The 18,807-nt window shown below is 47.8% G+C and carries 13 protein-coding genes; 2 read left to right on the top strand and 11 right to left on the bottom strand.

The window, feature by feature from the left end:
- Positions 1–41 precede the first annotated feature (41 nt).
- Together ftsX and ftsE are read right to left on the bottom strand one after the other, a co-directional pair.
- Positions 42–956, bottom strand: coding sequence for a permease-like cell division protein FtsX (gene ftsX, locus MKY64_RS30810; protein WP_036721183.1), 915 nt, complete (start codon positions 954–956; stop codon positions 42–44).
- Complete coding sequence (gene ftsE / locus MKY64_RS30805) at positions 946–1,632, bottom strand: cell division ATP-binding protein FtsE (RefSeq protein ID WP_036721184.1); 687 nt, start codon at positions 1,630–1,632, stop codon at positions 946–948. Before ftsE ends, ftsX begins: the two co-directional genes overlap by 11 nt.
- 190 nt (positions 1,633–1,822) lie before the next feature.
- Here ftsE and MKY64_RS30800 point away from each other — a divergent pair, with 190 nt between their 5' ends.
- Positions 1,823–3,250, top strand: a complete 1,428-nt coding sequence (locus tag MKY64_RS30800) for a VanW family protein (RefSeq protein ID WP_340957749.1) — start codon at positions 1,823–1,825, stop codon at positions 3,248–3,250.
- 108 nt (positions 3,251–3,358) lie between these two features.
- Here MKY64_RS30800 and MKY64_RS30795 read toward each other — a convergent pair whose 3' ends face one another.
- From MKY64_RS30795 to MKY64_RS30760, 8 genes are all read right to left on the bottom strand, one after another.
- Complete coding sequence (locus tag MKY64_RS30795; protein WP_340957747.1) at positions 3,359–3,964, bottom strand: DL-endopeptidase inhibitor IseA family protein; 606 nt, start codon at positions 3,962–3,964, stop codon at positions 3,359–3,361.
- A gap of 202 nt (positions 3,965–4,166) precedes the next feature.
- Entirely contained in the window at positions 4,167–4,826 is a 660-nt protein-coding gene (pilO, locus tag MKY64_RS30790) for a type 4a pilus biogenesis protein PilO (RefSeq protein ID WP_340957745.1), read from the bottom strand.
- Complete coding sequence (gene pilM / locus MKY64_RS30785; protein ID WP_340957742.1) at positions 4,813–6,435, bottom strand: pilus assembly protein PilM; 1,623 nt, start codon at positions 6,433–6,435, stop codon at positions 4,813–4,815. Before pilM ends, pilO begins: the two co-directional genes overlap by 14 nt.
- A gap of 14 nt (positions 6,436–6,449) precedes the next feature.
- A complete protein-coding gene (locus MKY64_RS30780; RefSeq protein ID WP_340957740.1) occupies positions 6,450–7,199 on the bottom strand; it encodes a prepilin peptidase in 750 nt (249 codons plus the stop codon).
- A gap of 100 nt (positions 7,200–7,299) precedes the next feature.
- Positions 7,300–7,821, bottom strand: a complete 522-nt coding sequence (locus MKY64_RS30775; protein WP_340957737.1) for a type II secretion system protein — start codon at positions 7,819–7,821, stop codon at positions 7,300–7,302.
- 144 nt (positions 7,822–7,965) lie between these two features.
- The gene (locus tag MKY64_RS30770) at positions 7,966–9,171 is read right to left on the bottom strand and encodes a type II secretion system F family protein (protein ID WP_209868376.1); all 1,206 of its coding nucleotides are present in this window, start codon (positions 9,169–9,171) and stop codon (positions 7,966–7,968) included.
- Positions 9,158–10,219: a type IV pilus twitching motility protein PilT gene (locus MKY64_RS30765; RefSeq protein WP_245367887.1), complete on the bottom strand. Its 1,062-nt coding sequence runs from the start codon at positions 10,217–10,219 to the stop codon at positions 9,158–9,160. The genes MKY64_RS30770 and MKY64_RS30765 overlap by 14 nt, the downstream gene beginning before the upstream one ends.
- An 18-nt stretch (positions 10,220–10,237) precedes the next feature.
- Positions 10,238–11,902 carry a GspE/PulE family protein gene (locus MKY64_RS30760; RefSeq protein ID WP_340957732.1) on the bottom strand — a complete coding sequence of 555 codons (1,665 nt, stop codon included), beginning with the start codon at positions 11,900–11,902 and terminating at the stop codon, positions 10,238–10,240.
- Between the two features lie 292 nt (positions 11,903–12,194).
- Here MKY64_RS30760 and MKY64_RS30755 point away from each other — a divergent pair, with 292 nt between their 5' ends.
- Positions 12,195–16,862 carry a DUF5057 domain-containing protein gene (locus tag MKY64_RS30755; protein ID WP_340957729.1) on the top strand — a complete coding sequence of 1,556 codons (4,668 nt, stop codon included), beginning with the start codon at positions 12,195–12,197 and terminating at the stop codon, positions 16,860–16,862.
- Positions 16,863–16,951: 89 nt separating this feature from the next.
- On the opposite strand, the gene MKY64_RS30750 is transcribed toward MKY64_RS30755, so the two are convergent.
- Positions 16,952–18,805 carry a hypothetical protein gene (locus MKY64_RS30750; RefSeq protein WP_340957727.1) on the bottom strand — a complete coding sequence of 618 codons (1,854 nt, stop codon included), beginning with the start codon at positions 18,803–18,805 and terminating at the stop codon, positions 16,952–16,954.
- Positions 18,806–18,807 lie beyond the last annotated feature (2 nt).

Raw genomic sequence — 18,807 nt, 5'->3', positions numbered from 1 at the left:
TGCACTCTCCGTCCTTTGTTCAATAATGTGAATAATACAGGCTATACCTTCAAGAACTTGCGGATCGACACCGTGCTGCCCCATACGCCAATCAGCACCCCGAGGCCCACCAGCAGCCCGCATAGCAGCAACCAGATATCCTCGAATGGAATCAGCTGCAGTCCCAGCATCGGATCTCCCTTCACGGAAGCCACCAGACTGCTGTAACCGGCGTAGAGCGCGCCCGAGGTTACCACTGAACCAATCAATCCGATCAGAGCACCTTCGATAAAGAAGGGCCAGCGGATGAAATAATTCGTTGCTCCCACGAGCTTCATAATGCCGATTTCCTTGCGGCGGGCGAGGATCGTTACCCGGATAGTATTCGAGATCAGGAACATCGACATCAGCGCCAGTCCTGCTACAAAAATAAACCCGATATTCCGCACCGCCTTGGTCACCTTGAATAAAGTCTCCACAGAGCCTTTACCGTAGTTCACCTTGTAGATCGGCTGCTCTTCATGCGTCTTGTTCAGTGCTTCTATCTTCTCCGCTACAAACGGAACCGTGGTCGGCTCAATCACTTCAACGAGCAGCTTGTCCGGCAGCGGATTATTGTCTTCATCGAAGCCTTCCAGGAGCTCGGCGGCATCCGGCCCCATATCTTCACGAAATTCCTTCAAGCCCTGTTCTTTGGAGACGAACTCCACCTTGCTGACTTCCGGCATATTGCCGATTTCGTTTTCCAGCTTCTCCCGCATCTTCTGGTCCGTATTCAGCGTCAGATGCACATTGATCTGCACCTGGCTGTCTGCTTTGTCCGCAATTTGATTGACGTTGAGCACCAGCAGGATGAACACTCCGAGTACGAAGAGAGAGACAACGATGGAAGTGATGGACGCCACCGACATCCAGCCGTTGCGGAATACGTTTTTGAAGCCTTCCCGCAAATGCCGCAAGAAGGTTTTAAAACTCATAACCGTATTCCCCTCTCAATTGGTCTCTGACGATCGTTCCATTCTCAATCGCTAGCACCCGTTTGCGCATTTTGTTCACAATATCCCGGTTGTGGGTCGCCATAACGATCGTGGTACCGCGAAAATTAATCTCATCCAGCAGCTGCATAATGCCCCACGAGGTCTCCGGGTCCAGATTGCCGGTAGGCTCGTCCGCAATAATAACGGAAGGATTGTTGACGATGGCTCTGGCAATCGCGATACGCTGCTGCTCCCCCCCTGAGAGCTGTGAGGGCTCACGCCCCGCCTTGCTGCGTAGTCCCACCAGATCGAGCACTTCATTCACACGCTTCTTGATAATCTTCTTCGGCGCCTCAATAACATCCATCGCAAAAGCCACATTCTCATACGCCGTCATCTTCGGCAGCAGCCGGAAATCCTGAAAGACCACACCGATATTGCGGCGCACATAAGGGATCTTACGGGGCTTCAGCTTGCCGATATTGAACCCGCCTACGGAGATCTGTCCTTTGGTGGGCGTTTCTTCTCTATAAATTAATTTCATGAACGTTGATTTCCCTGCGCCGGACGGTCCGACAATGTAGACGAACTCATTGCGGTCGATTTTGACCGATATTCCCTGCAATGCATGGGTCCCGTTAGCATAGGTCTTCCATACATCCTGCATCTCAATCATTTTCTCACTTCCCGATTCTGACATCTTCCGCCGGGCCACCGGGCCGGGGGAGCTTCCATAAACTGCATGATTATCGCAGGCGTATCTATTGTAACAAATCCATAACCCCTTGAGTACCCGAAAGTTTTACCGAATCCTTACATATACATAAAAACATCAGGTTTCGCCCCCATAGAAGGAGAGATTATTTATGAAAAAAATACACGCCGCTCTCATCGCGGGTTTCGGTCTGATGCTGGCCGGTTCGCTGGCTGCCGGAGGACTTCATCTATACGGGACCCAACCTACCCTACCTGCAAACACCGTTATCGCTGGCTGGGAGGTTGGCAGAATGAACATCGCTGACGTAGCGGCCGGAATGGATGCAAGACTTCAGGCGCTGGAAGCCACTCCACTCATGCTGAAGGCAAAAAATAATGCCGGACTCCAGGTTACCCTTAAGCAGGCAGGTGTGACCTATGAAGCCGGGGACTTCCTCCATGCGCTGAAGACGCTGTCGGACGGCACGCTGATGGAGCGGGTACAAGCCCGGCGCAGCTGGTCCGGCAGCTGGAATATGGAGATTCAGCTGCAGACTGCGCAGCTCAGAAGTCTTTTGAATCCCGAATGGGAGAAAGCCTCCTTCGGCGTTCCGGTCGATGCGGTCCGGCGGATCACCGGAGATGACCGGGTCGTCTATACGCCGGGCACCTCCTCCTACGAGGTGGACTGGCAGGCGCTGGAGCTTGCGATGCAGGCGGCGGTGCCCACCCGGTTGGCCGCTGACGGCACACTTCAGGATCAGCAGATTCAGCTGGAGGTTCCCCTTGCCGTCAAGCAGCCGAAGATCACACTACAGGCGCTCAAGGATCAGGGCATCGATCGCAAAATCGTCCAGTTCAGCACCTCCCTCGGGGCCAGCGGCCCCGGGCGCAGCTTCAACGTGGAGGCGGCCGCCAAAGCTGTAAACGGCACGGTGCTGCCGCCGAATGCGGTTTTTGATTACGGAAAAGCGATCCAGAAGGCCCAGACCGAATACGGCTTCCGCGAAGCCCCGGTCATCGTGAACGGCAAGCTCCAGCCCGGCACCGGCGGGGGGATCTGCCAGGTCTCCAGCACCCTGTATAATGCCGCGCTGCGCTCCGGGCTGGAGATCGTAGAACGGCGCAACCACTCGCTTCCGGTCAGCTATCTGCCGAAGGGGCAGGACGCCACTTTTGCCGAGGGGTATATCAATTTCCGCTTCCGTAACAACACCGGCAAATATCTGATCATTAAATCCGAAGTCCAGGGGCGCACGCTGACCATCAAGCTGTTCGGCACGTTCCCGAAGAACGTCACCTATTCCATTGAATCCAGAACCGTCGAGGTGCTGCCCCCTACAGATAAATATGTGAGCGATGCCTCGCTCCCCAAGGGCGGAACCCGGGTACTGCTTGCCGGCAAAACCGGCTATGTAGTTGAAACTTACATTACCCGCCACGTAGATGGTAAAGCCGTAGAAAGAAATCTGCTCTCCCGCGATACCTATTACGCCCAGAAACGTGTCATTGCCATCAACCGCGGCGGGATGAGCAAATCCGATCAGCCCGAATCCCCGCGCAGACAGCTGGTCGAGGACGGCGTGAAGGTGCGGTAACTTCCATTTTCCTCAAAATGTATAGCAAGCAGAAACGGCTGTGCCCTCCTTATGATAAGGTCGGCACAGCCGCTCTTTATGAAGTGTTAGACGGACTGAAGCCTCTGTCTAGAACAAAGTATCCGGTGACATGTCAATTCTCCAGTAACCGTTAACCTTCTTCAGCTTCACTGTTACTACCTCGGACGACCCGTTCGCTCCTTCCGCAGGTACAGTCAGCTCGAACACTGCCGCCTGTGCAGTCTTGGAGACCATCCGGGCAGTCGCTCTAGTGAAATCCAGCGAGTTGCCCAGATCGGAATTGACCTGCGCCATTCTGCCCTCATGCTCCAGGAACTGTGTCTGAGCGTAGAAGGCGGCCGCATTATGCGTGAACCCTTTCTTGATATAACTCATCAGCTGCTGCTTCGAGCCCAGATCACTGGACAGATAGCGGTACTCCTGTGCTTTATAAGTGAACAGCTCCGGGTTGAATACATTACCTCCCCGGCTGGCATACGTATATAGCTTTTTGGCATGAACCACCAGCGGAACAACACTCCGTTCAGTGAGATTGTTAATGGTCGCCGGCCCTTCCTTGCCCGGTGCAGACGCCGCAACCGTTCTTACGCCCTCAATGCTTGCCACCGGTGAAGCCGCAAGCGCTCCGCCCCCTGCAGAGACAAGACCCAGTGATAATGCCAGTGACCCGATCATCCATTTTTTGTTCTTCATCTTGAACGCCTCCTCGTATTCCTGTGTGGTAGCCTGAAGCGTACTTCAGACTAAGCTGCTGCGATAAGTACTGTATAACATTACAATAGCCCGTAAGCTGTAATACCCAAACCACCTGGGGGTATAAACGGGTAATGGGGGAAATGCGTAAAAAAACTCCGTTCCCCATAAAGAGGAAGCGGAGTAACTTATAAATTAACGGCTAGTTATTTTCGCTCATCGAGATTGGTGCAGGATTCACATCAGCAGCAGTTGGAGCTTCACCTTCCGCACTCTCGGCATCCTCGAAGTAGGCTGTAAACGAGACATTCGCCGTGATAATACTGGAAGTTCCTCCTGCACCCCCGCCGTCCGAGGACCGCTGAAATGTTAATGTATCGACATTCACTATGCGGGGCAGCTGTTGCAGTGCACTCAGCCAATTACTGATACTAGAATAATCCCCCTCGACTACAGCCGTCATAGTGAGCGGCTTGACCGTGGGGTATACCGCCGTACCTGAACCTGTCATTGTCTGAATCGGATTCTCTTGACCTATACTGAAATTGACATCCTTTAGTTTCGCCCCGGATACTGATCCGATAGAGCGCAGATCCAGAATCATTTGTTCACTGTTGTCACCTTCCGGAAGCTGGGTGAGCAGTGCAGCCTCTTCGGCTTGCTGTGAGGTGTCGTTCTTGCGTTCATCAATTTTGCGCTCAAGCAGGCTATTCTGTTCATTCAACTGGCTCAGCTCAGATTCCTGATCTTTGACAGTTCGGCTGGTAGGCTGTAGACCAAGCATGAAGAAGGCGAATAGCAACAAAAACAGGATAAGCACGCCCAATGTAATAGGTGACCTGTATTTATTAATTTGTTCCATTGCCATCCCCCTCCCCTGACGCTGCCTGTTGGTCTATTCCAGCTGCTGTATTATCAGCCTTCGTTTTTAGTAAGCTCACATGATAAACCGCAGTATACGCACCATATCCTGAGACCGAACCGGACTGTACGGTGGTATCCCCTTCTGTCAGCTTCTGAATTTCGGCTCCCTTGGTTAAAGACATTTTGCGCAGATTGGCCAAATAAATCGAGGAAGCTTCCATACTCGGCACTCTTAACGTGAGATCGATGGAATCATGATACGTATAGTTTATACTTCGCAGCAAGCTATCCTGCGGCAACCCCGCGGATAGCTCATTCAATACAGGTACAATAATTGTCCTATATGCGAGAATTTCATCCACTGCAGCTTTTCTATTCAGAATCCCGGAACTTCCATTGATCTTGGCGAGTTCGCTTTGAAGCATCAGTGAGCGGTCCTGGGCACCCTGGATTTGTTGCTCGTTCTCTGCGATCCGCCCTTTATTCGTTGCAAAGAATATACCGACTCCTACCGCACCGACCAGCCATATTCCAACAAGAGCGACAGCAACATACGGGAAAAGTATGGCCTCCCGGTCTTCACGTGGCAGCAGGTTAACAGCAAGGGTATTACTATCCTGCAGGGCTGCCCCGGCAGCTATACGATAATCATTCAGCTCTGGATCAGGAGTGCTGTCTCCCGCGACATCTTCCAGTCCGATCGTTGCTACCTCAAGCTCCGTCAAGGATTGTTGCAGCTCCTCAAGCAGCTGGTTGCGAATCTGCAGTGGACCTGTAATCAGAACACTTTGAATTCTCGTGCTTCCGTCATGAAGACTGTATTGATAGAAGTTCAGCATGCGCGAGATTTCAGCGGTGATCTCCAGCATCCGCCCAGGCGCAAGTAAACTGCCGGCCAGACTAGCAGACGTTGCCGCAGCTTCTCTCATATATTCTATCCCAGCTTGTACAGTGGGCTGTATACCGCTGTTCAAATCCATTTGATTAATGGTTCGGATAAACACCGGATTACCGCTGCGAAACATGTATACGTCAAGAACATTCTGCTCGATATTAATAAGCATCGTATCCTCAAACTCTGCCTTGCGGCCAATGGTCAAGCTACGGGCAAGTGCAGTTGCTGCAATCTCCACAGTACCTACGCGCAGACCCGCTCCTTCAAGCACATCAATATAATCTTGAATCGGCTTCCTGGGGGCAGCGAACACCAGGAGATGACTGTTCTCCTCATCCACATCAATCGTGACATAATCATAAACAGGGCTTTCAAAGGGCAGATGCATCCCCGTCTCTACTTCCAGCTTAACAAGCTGCTCTACTTGCTTCGGATTAGCGCTGGGAATACTCATTTTACGGATGATGATCTGCGATGGCGGAATCGACAGCGAGATCCGTTTACCGCGCAGTCTCTCAACCTTTACCCAGTGCTTGACCGTTTCCAAGAGAGCTTCACTATCGGCTACCTGATTCTCAACAATTAATCCTGGCGGGAGCGGAAGGTAGCGCTTTTTGCGTACTTCCCATGACTTTTTGTTCTTAAAGCTGATATAGCGGATTCCCGTCTGCTCAATCGCAAGACCGGCCACCGGGTTCTGAAGTCCAAGCATAAGCCATAAGCCTCCTAATGAATAAGCGAGAGATACCCGCCGATAATCTCTGAACCATAACCGTAAGCAAGTAATGCACCTAGAGCAAGCCAAGGACCAAAGGGAACGGGCTGACCGCGCTTAGCGATACCTGCCAATTGGAGTGTACCGCCAACCAGTGTACCTAATAGACATGCTGCGAAGAAGGCAAGCAGCACATTAGGGCACCCTATGACCAGTCCCAGCAAAGCGAACAGCTTGAAATCCCCCATCCCCATTCCGCCAAACCAGGCAAAGGGTAGAATGATTGCTCCACCTACAGCAGCACCTAGAAGAGATAACCATAAAGGTCCTTCAACATTCAACAGAGTGAGCACTAGCAGGAATGGTGTGAAAAACAGCAGGATTTTGTTCGGTATCAGCATATATTTGAGATCAGCCACCGTCACAATAACAGCCAGACTCGACAATAGGATCGCAGTTACACCTCTAATGCTTACGCCGAATTCCAGATAGGACCACAGGAACAGCAGCGCGGTCGCAAGCTCGCCTAGCGGGTACAGCATGGATACTTTAGCACCGCAATGCCTGCATTTACCACCGCTGGCCAACCAGCTGAGTACCGGCACCAAATCCCGCGGCTTCAGCCGCGTTCCACAACCGGTGCAGTGCGAAGGAGGATGATTGAGAGATTGTCCAGCTGGCACACGCAATGCGACAACGTTATAGAAAGAGCCTAGTATTAGCCCGAGCAGCGTGATGTAAACAGCTATAACGATGGTCATAGTACATTCCTTTTGGGTATGGGATGGTGTAAAAAAGGAACCGGAATGATCCGATTCCTTGATAAATTAAGTAAGATTGCATGGATTACTCACATAATCTTTAAGGATTTGTTACTGGCGCTGGTGTAGCCGGACTTGACTTTAAGACCTCTGAAGCTGTATAACTGCCTCCAGCTTCTGTTTTACCTGTATCAATTGTAATACTTGATTCTGATTTGGAACCTAGTGGCTTTGGTGCTATTTGCACTGAATCTAATTGGCCTTGGTTTGTGAAAATAACAATACCACCCTTAATAGTAGCTTTTGAACTTGGAAGACTCAAATCAGTATCCAAATACCCTTCTGTCTGCATTTCAGCAATAGTAACAGTTACAGCTGTATTATCATCACTGAACTTACCATCTCTTTCACCAGCGATGTATAGTCTAGCCGCATCATAAATTTGGCGGGCCGTAGCTACGTCAGAGTCTTTTTTTGTATCCGAAATAATATTCCCGATCAAAGGAATCGCAATAACCGCAATAATCCCCAGGATAACGATAACCGCCAATAACTCGATCAGCGTAAAGCCCTTCTGGTCTTCCTCTTTACTCAATCTCTTCTTGATTGCATTTGCTAACATTTGATTTCCTCCTAAAATATAATAATGAAGTTTTGGATGATTGCTTGCGTTAGATGTTCTAAGGTGTTTGTTCGTTATATCTGCATTCGTCAGTACGAAGGCTATCTGCCCCCGCCCGGCGTCACCCCTCTCAAAGATGTCTCATCACATATTGCTATAGATACTGAACATTGGCAGCATAATGGCTGCTACAATCACGCCGACTACTCCCGCCAGGAAAGCTATCAATAACGGCTCAAGCAAAGACTTCAGCCGGTCAACAGTGTTTTCCACATCCATCTCATAGAAATCTGCTATTTTAGACAACATCTGGTCGAGCGCGCCCGTCTCTTCACCTATGGCGATCATCTGTGTAACCAGCGGCGGAAAGACCCAGGCTTTTTTCAAAGGTTCCGACAGAGGCTTTCCTTGTCTGAGTGAGTCCCCTGCGCTGCGAATGTATTTTCCAATCACCTTGTTGCCCGCAATTTCTTCAACAATCGCCAGCGATTGCAGAATCGGCACTGAACTGGCATACAGCGAGGAGAAGGTTCTGGTGAACTGCGCAATAGAGCCCTTCTGATTAAGCTTCCCGAACACAGGCACCTTCAGCTTGGCATAATCCAATGCGTAGGCCCCCTTCTCTGTACGCTTCGTTATTTGAAAGGCTACTATGATCACAATCAGACCGATCAGCCAAAAATACCATTGCCCTTGTATACTCTTGCTAAGCACAAGTACCATCTTGGTAATAGCCGGAAGCTCTGCATTCATCGACTCAAACATGGTTACGAACTGCGGAACGATAGCCCACAGCAGATAGATAACAGCCGCCACCGCCATAACACCAACGGTGATCGGATACATGAGCGCAGATTTGATTTTCTCAGTGGTCGTATGCTGTTTCTCAAAATACATCGCCAGCCGTTCCAGCGTTCCTTCAAGATCCCCGGTTTCCTCACCCGCCCGTACCATACTCACGAACAAATGCGGGAATATCTTTTTGTGATCCTGTATGGCTTGCGAGAAAGCTATTCCCCGCAAAAGGCTCGAACTGACGTCCTGCAGCGCTTTAGCCAGCGGCTTGCTGTCTGTCTGCTCCGCCAGGATTCGGGTCGCATCTACGATAGACACACCTGCACGGATTAACGTAGCGAACTGGCGGCAGTAAATAATGAAATGAATGGTTTTCACCGGATTACCGATATAAATCTCCATCGACAGGATAGAGTTTTTCTGCTCATTCAGTGAGAAAACAGTAAGTCCCCGCTTGCGGAGTTCCTCCATGGCAATGGACTTATCTTGTGCCGTAAGCTTACCTTTGAGCTGTTTGCCCGCCGGAGTCTTAACCTGATATTCAAATTGAGGCATCGGAATTCACCCCCGCAAGATAGGTTTTAGCTGCCGATGTGTCAATTAGCCCTCTAGCCAGACATTCACGGATGTTCATCTCCAGCGTATGCATCCCCTGGGCCTTACCCGTCTGCATGATATTCTTGATCTGATGTGTCTTCTCGCTCCGTATCATATTCCCGACTGCGGGCGTATTAATCAGAATCTCAGTTACACTGATTCGCCCCTGACCTTGAGAGCGGGGGAACAAGCGCTGTGAGATTACTGCCAGCAATACAGAAGCCAGTTGCAAGCGGATTTGGTTCTGCTGATGTCCGGGAAAGGCATCGATAATCCGGTCAATTGTCTGTGGTGCATCTGAGGTGTGCAGGGTTGCCATGACCAGGTGGCCGGTTTCAGCTGCGGTTACCGCTGCTGATATCGTCTCCAAGTCGCGCATTTCTCCAAGAAGTATGACATCGGGATCTTGCCGGAGTACCGCCCTAAGGCCAGTTGGAAAGCTGGCCGTATCGCTTCCAATCTCTCTCTGATCGATAATGCAAGTCCCATGGCTATGTAAAAATTCAATCGGATCTTCCAGCGTAACAATATGTTTCCGTTCACGGCTGTTAATATGATGGATCATTGCCGCTAATGTGGATGACTTGCCGCTCCCTGTCGGACCTGTTACCAGAATCAGCCCCTGCGGCTTCAGCGCCAGTGATGAAAGTATCGGCGGAAGCGCCAGCTTCTCCAGGGTCGGAATGTCAGCCGGAATACTCCGGGCAGCAATACTGATTCCCCCTCGCTGCCGATATACGTTCACGCGGAACCGGACTCCGCCTTCCAGCGGGTAAGAGAAATCATACTCACCCGCCACCCGGAATTCAGATTCTCTCTCGGGACCAAGCAGGTCAAGGGCCATCTGTTCAGCCTCACCAGGACCAATGAATGCTCCCTCCACATTCTCAAGTCGACCGTCAATCCGCAGCACGGGAGGTGAGCCCACGGAGATATGCAAATCAGACGCTCTGGAGGAGTGAGCCAAGTGCAGGAGCTGTATAATCGTTCTAGTTGAAACTGGCAATATGTCTCCCCCTAATCATTAATGGGATACTGTCTCCCGCAGCACTTCCTGCAGAGTGGTCATCCCTTGCGATACTTTAAGCAGACCATCTTCCATCAGTTGGACCAGGCCGCCTACTTTAGCAGCAGAGCGCAGCTCTTCTACGGAAGCGGAGTCGGTAACCAATTGCCGCATATGATCATCGATAGTCAAAACTTCATGAATGGCAAGCCTGCCCCGATAGCCGGTAGAATTGCAGCTTCCACAACCGCTTCCCCGGTGAAGTATATCTGTTCGGAGTCCGTAACTTTCAAGCATAATCGCTTCCTGCTGGGAAGGCTTATAGGTCTCCTTACAGTCCGTGCAAATTTTGCGCACCAGACGCTGGGCAACGACACCGATCAATGACGAGGCAATCAGATAGGGCTCAACACCCATATCGCGCAGACGGGATATGCTGCTTACAGCATCGTTAGTATGTAGTGTTGAAAGTACCAAGTGTCCTGTCAGTGAAGCCCGGACCGCAATTTCAGCTGTTTCGGTATCCCGGATCTCACCTACCATGACGATATTGGGGTCTTGACGGAGTATAGAGCGTAATCCCGCTGCGAATGTAAGGCCGATGGCCGGATTAACATGCACCTGATTAATCCCTTCAAGCTGATACTCCACAGGATCTTCAACCGTGATGATGTTAACAGTCTCCTGATTTAATTGGCTGAGTGCTGAATACAGTGTTGTGGTTTTTCCGCTGCCGGTAGGTCCTGTAATGAGCATGATGCCATACGGACGGCCAATCATTTCCTTGAACGCTGCCGCATTACCATCGCTGAATCCCAGCGTGTCCACTGCCTTAATTCCGGTGCTGAGATCCAGCAGCCGCAGTACAATTTTCTCTCCGTACATCGTCGGCAATGACGACACCCGAATGTCGATCATCTTGTAGTCGAATTGCATTTTGATCCGGCCATCCTGGGGAAGGCGGCGTTCCGCTATGTTCAGCCGCGCCATGATCTTGAGTCGGGCTGTAATAAATCCCTGCATCTGCTTGGGAATCAGCCGCTCGGTACGAAGCGTTCCATCAATCCGGTAACGGATGAGCAGGTTATTCTCGCCGGGATCGACATGTATATCAGATGCCCGCAATTGAACCGCCTGTTGAATCATCTGATTAACAAGCCGGACAATGGGCGAATCCTCGTCAGTAATTTCTGTCTCTGTAATCTCTTCCTGTGTCGGCAGCTCGATCAGCATCTGGTTCATAGAGTCGCGCATACCATAGTGTCTTGCAATAGCACGCTGCAATTCGTCTCTGGTAGAAATAGCCGGTTCAATCCGGAATCCTGTACTCATCCGCAAATCTTCAATTGCGAAATAATCCAGCGGATCTGCCATCGCTACCATCAGCTTCCCCCCTTCCTTCAAGAAAGGGAGAACCTGATACCGCTTGGCCATACTTTCCGGAATAATCTGTGTAATCGCCGGGTCAATATGGTATTTATGCAAACTGACATGAGGGATACCCAACTGGAATTCCAATACCTCAATTAATTGCTGCTCTGTAATGTATCCTTGCGAAATCAGCAGGTCACCTAATTTGCGTTTGGTCTTACGCTGGTCTACCAACGCCTCCTGAAGCTGTTCCTCTGATATAATTCCGTTCTCTACCAGCAAATCTCCCAATCTCTTTTTTATGATTGCCAACCGCAGCTCATCTCCATGCCATGTGGATTATGTAGATCATCGGTTCGTATCTGCATCAAAGTACCTATTTCAAATTTAAAAAATAAATTTTTAGATAAATAACTTTAAAATATAATTCTAAAGACTCAAATTTCGAGGTATATTTACACATTCCATCATTGCCTATCTGTGAAAATTATCCTAGAATGATATATAGCATATTATAGGTGATCTTACAATAATTTTAGGAAAAAATTCAATTTTACGAGTTTAGACAACTGATATTTTTATTGATATACGGGGAGTGATGGGGATGAAGATGCACAAGTCCAGAACTATGTTTTTTAGCCTTATTTTTATTCTGGTAATCCTGCTTGTCCTTTCAATCAGGACAATAGTCACATCAGTAAATGCAGAATCTTTTGTCTACCCGATTCGAATCTTGGAAGTTACAGACACTGGGACCAGCGAACTCTCACCACTTGTCGCCAAAATGGCAAACGTAGAGCTAAGCACACTAAGCATGAAGCGCTTTGTCGCCCAGCGAGATGATATTGACGGCAAGTATGATATGTTCTATCTTGGCAAAGGCACCTACAGCCCAAGCGGTGTTTCCAGCAAGTCTACCGATTCACAGGCAGTCCGTGCAGCAGCACATGCAACTTCGGGAGTGATGAATGACATCACCGTATTGAAGGCCCAGGAAATCATTAAGAATTACATTGAAAAGGGACTTCTGGTCATGTTCAATAAACAGCCCTTTGAGACACAAACCGATAGCCAGACCAGTATCCTTTTTAATACATTCAGCAAATATCTCGGAGGCTCGTCTTCAAAATCAAATGTACTTTTCATAAATAGCACAGAATTGCCAGACTGGATCAATGCACTGAAACAAGGAAATTCAAAATATTCTCAAATGCTAAATCAGCGGCCGAGATTAAGCATAAATAACAAAGATTCAATTATCGATTACACCACTGACCAAACTCACATTTATCGTCCAGGCGATAAGCTGAATTTTAATTTCACTGTACATAATGTTGATGATTTCAATACCCGCCCCATATTAGCCAAGCTATATGTCAGTGTTGATAAATCTATTCCAATGACTGAATCTCAAGTCGTAGAAATTAAAACTCTGAATGATGGTCCAAACGGCAGTATTACCTATACACTCCCCAACACGCTTTCCGGATTGATATACTGGAAGCTTGAAATTACCGATCATCTTAATCAAAGCAAACTCAAAGATTATAGTAGCGGGACGATCCGTTTCCGCGGCAAACAGACAGTAGTGAATGTCCTTCAGATTATGCCTACTATAAGTAATTCTGAACGAAACAGTAGTCTGCTTGATCCGAATAATATGGATTCAAGCTTCTTGAAGACAGATGATTACGAATTGAATATCAGTACGAAGACCATTACCGAATTCAACAATTATGTATCTGCTAAATACAAGCAGGACAAGACTTACGGTCTTAACGGCGTTTACGACATGCTGATTTTCGGATTCAGAGATTCTTATAATACAAATGCGGCTATCAGTAATCTTGCAGCTGAAGGGGTAGTGAATTTCACTCAGGTCACCAAGCAGAGCGTCATGTTTACGCATGATACGGTTTATCGGCCAGACAGTAATTGGGTAAAATATTTCAAGGAAATTACAGGACAAATTGAGCCTTTGACCAATCTCGGATTAAATGCTCCGAATACCTCCAGAACGGTTACACCGGTTAATGACGGTTTGCTTACCCAGTTTCCATTTTATTTGAGTTCAATTGACAAAAATAACAACCAAAACAACATTCTCACGCCGGCAGTTGCCAATACGCATAATCAGTATTACACATTGAACTTGGAAGATCCGACGGTTATTCCATGGTATAACATCACCGGCAGCAAACGGGATGTGAATGATAGCTGGAATCACTACTATACCTATTCCAAAGGAAATGTAACCTACTCTGGGACTGGCCATATATTCGTTGCCAACAGTACGGAGAAGTTTCCACTCTGGGAGCAAAAACTGTTCGTAAACACCATGTACCGAGCCTACCTTGGCTCTAACCACAAGCCGGAAATTACAGTAAATATGCCTCGGGAGAAAGATCTCATTCCGACCTATCAGAATGAAATCACTGTCGATTACAAAGTGGAAGATCCTGACCTGAATGACCGGGAGTTATACACATCCATTCGCTTCAAGGCAGGAGATAAGTATTTAACTTCCATAGGAATGGCTGAAAAAGAAGTGTTATCTGGAAAACCGGTTCACCAGACATTCACTAATCCGCTGCCGGAAGGAGGAACGTTAACTGTTGAGATTTCAGCCCGGGATAGGCAGGGGGCCCTGGCTGACATGAAGACGATTTCAATTGTTATATTGAAATCCAGTGCCAATCTGGAACTTTCACGAACCTTATCTTCCAACGTCAGCCCTGATGGAGTTATTGGCAGGAATGAGACATTTACCATGAACTATGTAATACAACCCAAGTCTGTCCACCTTGACCAAATAGGTACAGCGGATCAGGCCTTCCCATCACAGGTTATTTCCAATATCGAATTTCAGGAGCAACTGCCTGCCAATCTGGAACCTGTAGAAGAATGGCCTGAGGGAATTGAAGCCTCTAATAATACTGACGGAGGATACACTTTAAACAAAAAGCTTGGAAATATACAGTATACCTTGAAGACGGTAGACGGCAGTCAGACTTTTGTTCCCGAATCCAGCAAGCCGCTCTCAATCACTATTAAAGTTAGAGCTGCCGTCACTGGAGTCTACAACCTGGATTATGGGCGAGTCAGCTTTATTGATATCCATGCTGATCCTGACGCCCTGCCAGTGGTATCGTCCCAACCTTCTCCAAGTCCAACTGCCAGTTCTCCCATAGGTCCTGTCTTTAATCCGGCCGTTTCTTCTTCAGGCTCAGTACTCGGGATTGCTGGAGATTATAATGCCTTTGTATTTGGAGACGCCAAGGTAACTGCAACTGTAGAAGGGAATCTTGCAGCGAAAGGAAATACAACGGCACGCGCAGTCGATATTAACAGAGTTCTAGGTAGTAAGGTCCCCTATGCCATTGTTACTGGCGGTGATTTAGATTTTCATAATGGACATGTGTACGGCAATATCCTGCATCAGGGAAGCTTTAACAAGGTAGACAGCGGGACCATTGAGGACGGCACTTATGCCAGAGGATCTTTAATAGATTTTGATGCAGCTGAATACTATTATAAGAGTTTGTCAGATCAGTTAGGGGCCGCTGTACCTAATGGTACACAGGAATCTAAGTACGGAGGAATGTACCTTCATGGTAACGGAACTGGCACCGATGGCTTAGTTAATTTCAGAATTACTTCCGAGGACTTCGCCAATGTAGGCTGGACAAACACAGAGAATCTCTCGGGCAAAAATATAGTATATACCATTACGGGTCCCGAGGTTAATGTGAACAAAGCATTTGGCCTTCCAAGCGGTGTCACCGGCGGGGACCATATCATCTATAACTTTCCGAACGCTGAGAATGTTTCAATCTCTAGTGTTCAGCTTTATGGCTCGATTCTTGCGCCTAGAGCGAAGGTAACCTTCACCAACGGTCAGGTTCACGGTAATGTGATCTCCAAGTCGCTGGACGCATCTTCACTGCTAGGTAATCTTCCATATAAAGGTCCTCTTCCGGTTACACCACCGGCGGCTACACCTACAACAGCACCAACACCAACTGCATCACCGACACCAACTGCATCACCGACTGCCTCACCTATTCCGTCGTCCAATCCGCTTAATCCGACCTACATTAAGTTCCCGGCCACCGCACTTACGGTGATTGAGCGCATAACAGACCTAACTGTAGAGGATGCGACCCTGCTGATTGGTGACGAACAAATGATGTCGTGGACGATTAAACCTGCTAACAAGTCTGATGAAGCCTTACGCTGGAATTCAAGTGATGATAATATTGTCCATGTAGACTCGAGTGGTATCGTTACAGGACGGAAGGCTGGTACGGCCACCATTACAGCATCCACTATAGATGGAAGCAATCTGTCGGACACTGCTGTAGTAACAGTTCTTAATCCCACATTAAATATCATCGGGAAGGATGCAGCGAAAGCAGATGAAACTGTAAGATTAACCGCTGAATACCGGCAATCCCATGAAACCGGTCATCAATATTATTGGTCAGCAGTAAATGCTCTGACTGGACAGACTGTAGCCGCAATAACGGGGGTTCCATCCCATCCATCAGAAGCTGACTTTAAGATTAGACAAATCGGCAGCTATACCATTAGTGTTATTGTTAAAACCAATCAGAATCCGGATGGTATTGCTGCAACAAAAAATATCACGGTTGGACTGAGTGGCATAAGCATCTCCGGTCCTACTCAACTGTACATCAATGATAGTAAAACATTGACTGCAATAACAGATCCACTGGACACCGGTGTTGCCAATTATGAGTGGAGCTTAGTCAATATTGAGGATCTGAAATATGCGGGCTTCGTAAATGAGGAGAAGCATACGGTAGCTTCTCTAACTACATCCAGTCCTACCGTTAACTTCAAAGGGACAGACATAAAAGATGGAGTGGGCATTGTTGTCAAAGCTGCTGGAATCTCTAGCAGTACCTTTGTGATAAAAGTATTGGAAGAACCCGATCTGATGTTCGACCCAAGTTCAGGGGTAATTAATGTAGGTACGAGACTTGAACTGCTCTCCAATCTGTATACCACTCCTTATGGGGCTATTCCTGAATATATTATCCCTAAACTACAATGGTCCATAGTGGGCGGAACTGCTTCAGCGATTGATTTAACGTCTAAGGGTGTCGTAACAGGAATTAATCCTACTAAAGCAGATCAACCTGTACAGATCCAAGTCAGATACCAAACAATAAATGGCGACTATAAAACAGCCGTTTATACATTAACTGTGTTGGGCGCCCAAGCCTCTGGTGATAACCGATACTAAGAGGAGATTGTCCAGTTACGACTCATATGATTTTCACCAAATTAAACAGCCTTGATTCCAAGTTGGAATCGAGGCTGTTTTTTATTTGTCTATTTACTTTGTGGCTTTAATTCGACTGGCCCGGCATTAATGCTGATCTGCTTGACTCGCGGCAGGCCCACCTTTTGATGCTCAAATACCTTCTCATTATAACGAATACTGAACCTAGAAGCAGATGGATCTGGCTGATTCTGATCTTCGAAATTAAATTCGTATTTCCCCGGCTCATTGATTACACGTTCTCCGACCACTGCATTGATCGTAAGAGTGCCTTTAGCAAAGAACCCTCCATTTAGTGAAAAAATCGATCCGACTCCGTACAGTTCCGCTGTGCTGTCTGTATAGAAAAAGGCTTGCAAATTCGTAGCCTTCTCTTTAAACTCATCCACTCTATTAAGTAAGACCGGGCCTTTGGAGATCACGACCAGTTCTTTCTCATCTTTTCCTGAAATGCTTGCATTAATGATCTTTGTCTCTCCAAGAGTATACAAAGTAGAGTCGAATTTTACATTCCCCTCTATATACAAATCTCCCATCACCAGAAGATTTGCTTGTATGGTAATCCAGTTACTTGGATCACTGTTGACCAGCTTAAGATCTCCGTTGATGATAACCCAGTTGGAGGGCTGCTCGCCGGGATTGTCCATACGATTGGCTTTAGAGATATCTGTAATATTATTTAGTGAAGTACCATCAAGATACAAACTGCCATTATATATCGCGCTGGTAGACAAGTTGGCTAACTTTAGCCTAAAGGCCTCAAAAGCCAGCTGATACTGCTCCTCCCGCCAAGCCTCTAATTCATCTCCCTCCATCTCTTCATTCTCAATCTGGTCATAATCACTTCGTTGGGGCATCTTAAGTACTTCTGGGATCTGGTTACTTGTTCCATCAGGATTAATGAAAGAGCTTACCAGCCTTTGTCCTCTTTCTGTCGGAGTTTCATTAGATTCCTCAGGTAATCTGAAGCCATAGTATACATTTGAGAAATTCCGTTTATTCGCCGCTGATCCCGAAGCTTCTGAAATCTTATCTAAAAAAGAGTCCTCCACATCGATTTGTACTAAAGTCTTTTTTTTCTTGATCAGCGAGTTTTCGTATGTTTGCTTCACCCTTTCATTAACCAACTTATATTGTTCGCCCCCTGTGGGCACATCCACATAACTTCCTCCGTTCCAATACTGTATCTCATTAAGCGATTGTATGTGGGCCTCTCCTTCGAGCAAAGGATAGAGCGTGGGCTGATTTAGCTCTCTCCCATTATGCATATAGAAGGCAAGAGGGCTAAGTTTCAGTTGTCCGCCAGCATACAAATTCCCCTTAATAAATGGAGCACCGTTCAGAATAACATCTCCTTCAGATCCTAAAGAATAATTTAAGAAGTCGGGGAAAGTTGTAACGGTTACTCTCTGCTCCAGATTCCGGGAGATGCCGTTCACATCTGCACTGGCTTGTATCACCACTGCATATTGACTCCCGGAAGATGCCGATTCATCTAGAGTTATACTCGTAATACGGTTGGCTGCCCCATTGATACTGGTTAAAGACCGGAATCCTGAGGCCTGATCTTGCAGTTTTTTTAGAAACTGTTGAATGTCGCTATTTAACTCATTCTGTGGCCGATCAATTCCCTGCTGCAGCATCTGGTTTAATTTCTGAGTCATATAAGCAATAACCTCGTCTATTTTTTTCTGGGCCAAATGCAGACTCTGTACATCGTTCTCGCGGGTCTCTGCACGCTTTGCCCCTCCTACTGTTGCACTAAGCACTCCTACACCAAGGATGGTTAGCAGCAGGACTATAAACATAACCAGGACAAGCACTGACCCCTGTTGTGAAGCCAGTCTCTTCTTCAAATCAACTTCGTGTTCGCCAACGCACCTTCTATTCCCTTGATTACGCATCT

The sequence above is a fragment of the Paenibacillus sp. FSL R7-0210 genome (genome assembly GCF_038009085.1).
Classification (GTDB): Bacteria; Bacillota; Bacilli; order Paenibacillales; family Paenibacillaceae; genus Paenibacillus_AQ; species Paenibacillus_AQ silagei.
This window is presented reverse-complemented; position numbering and strand designations above follow the sequence as displayed.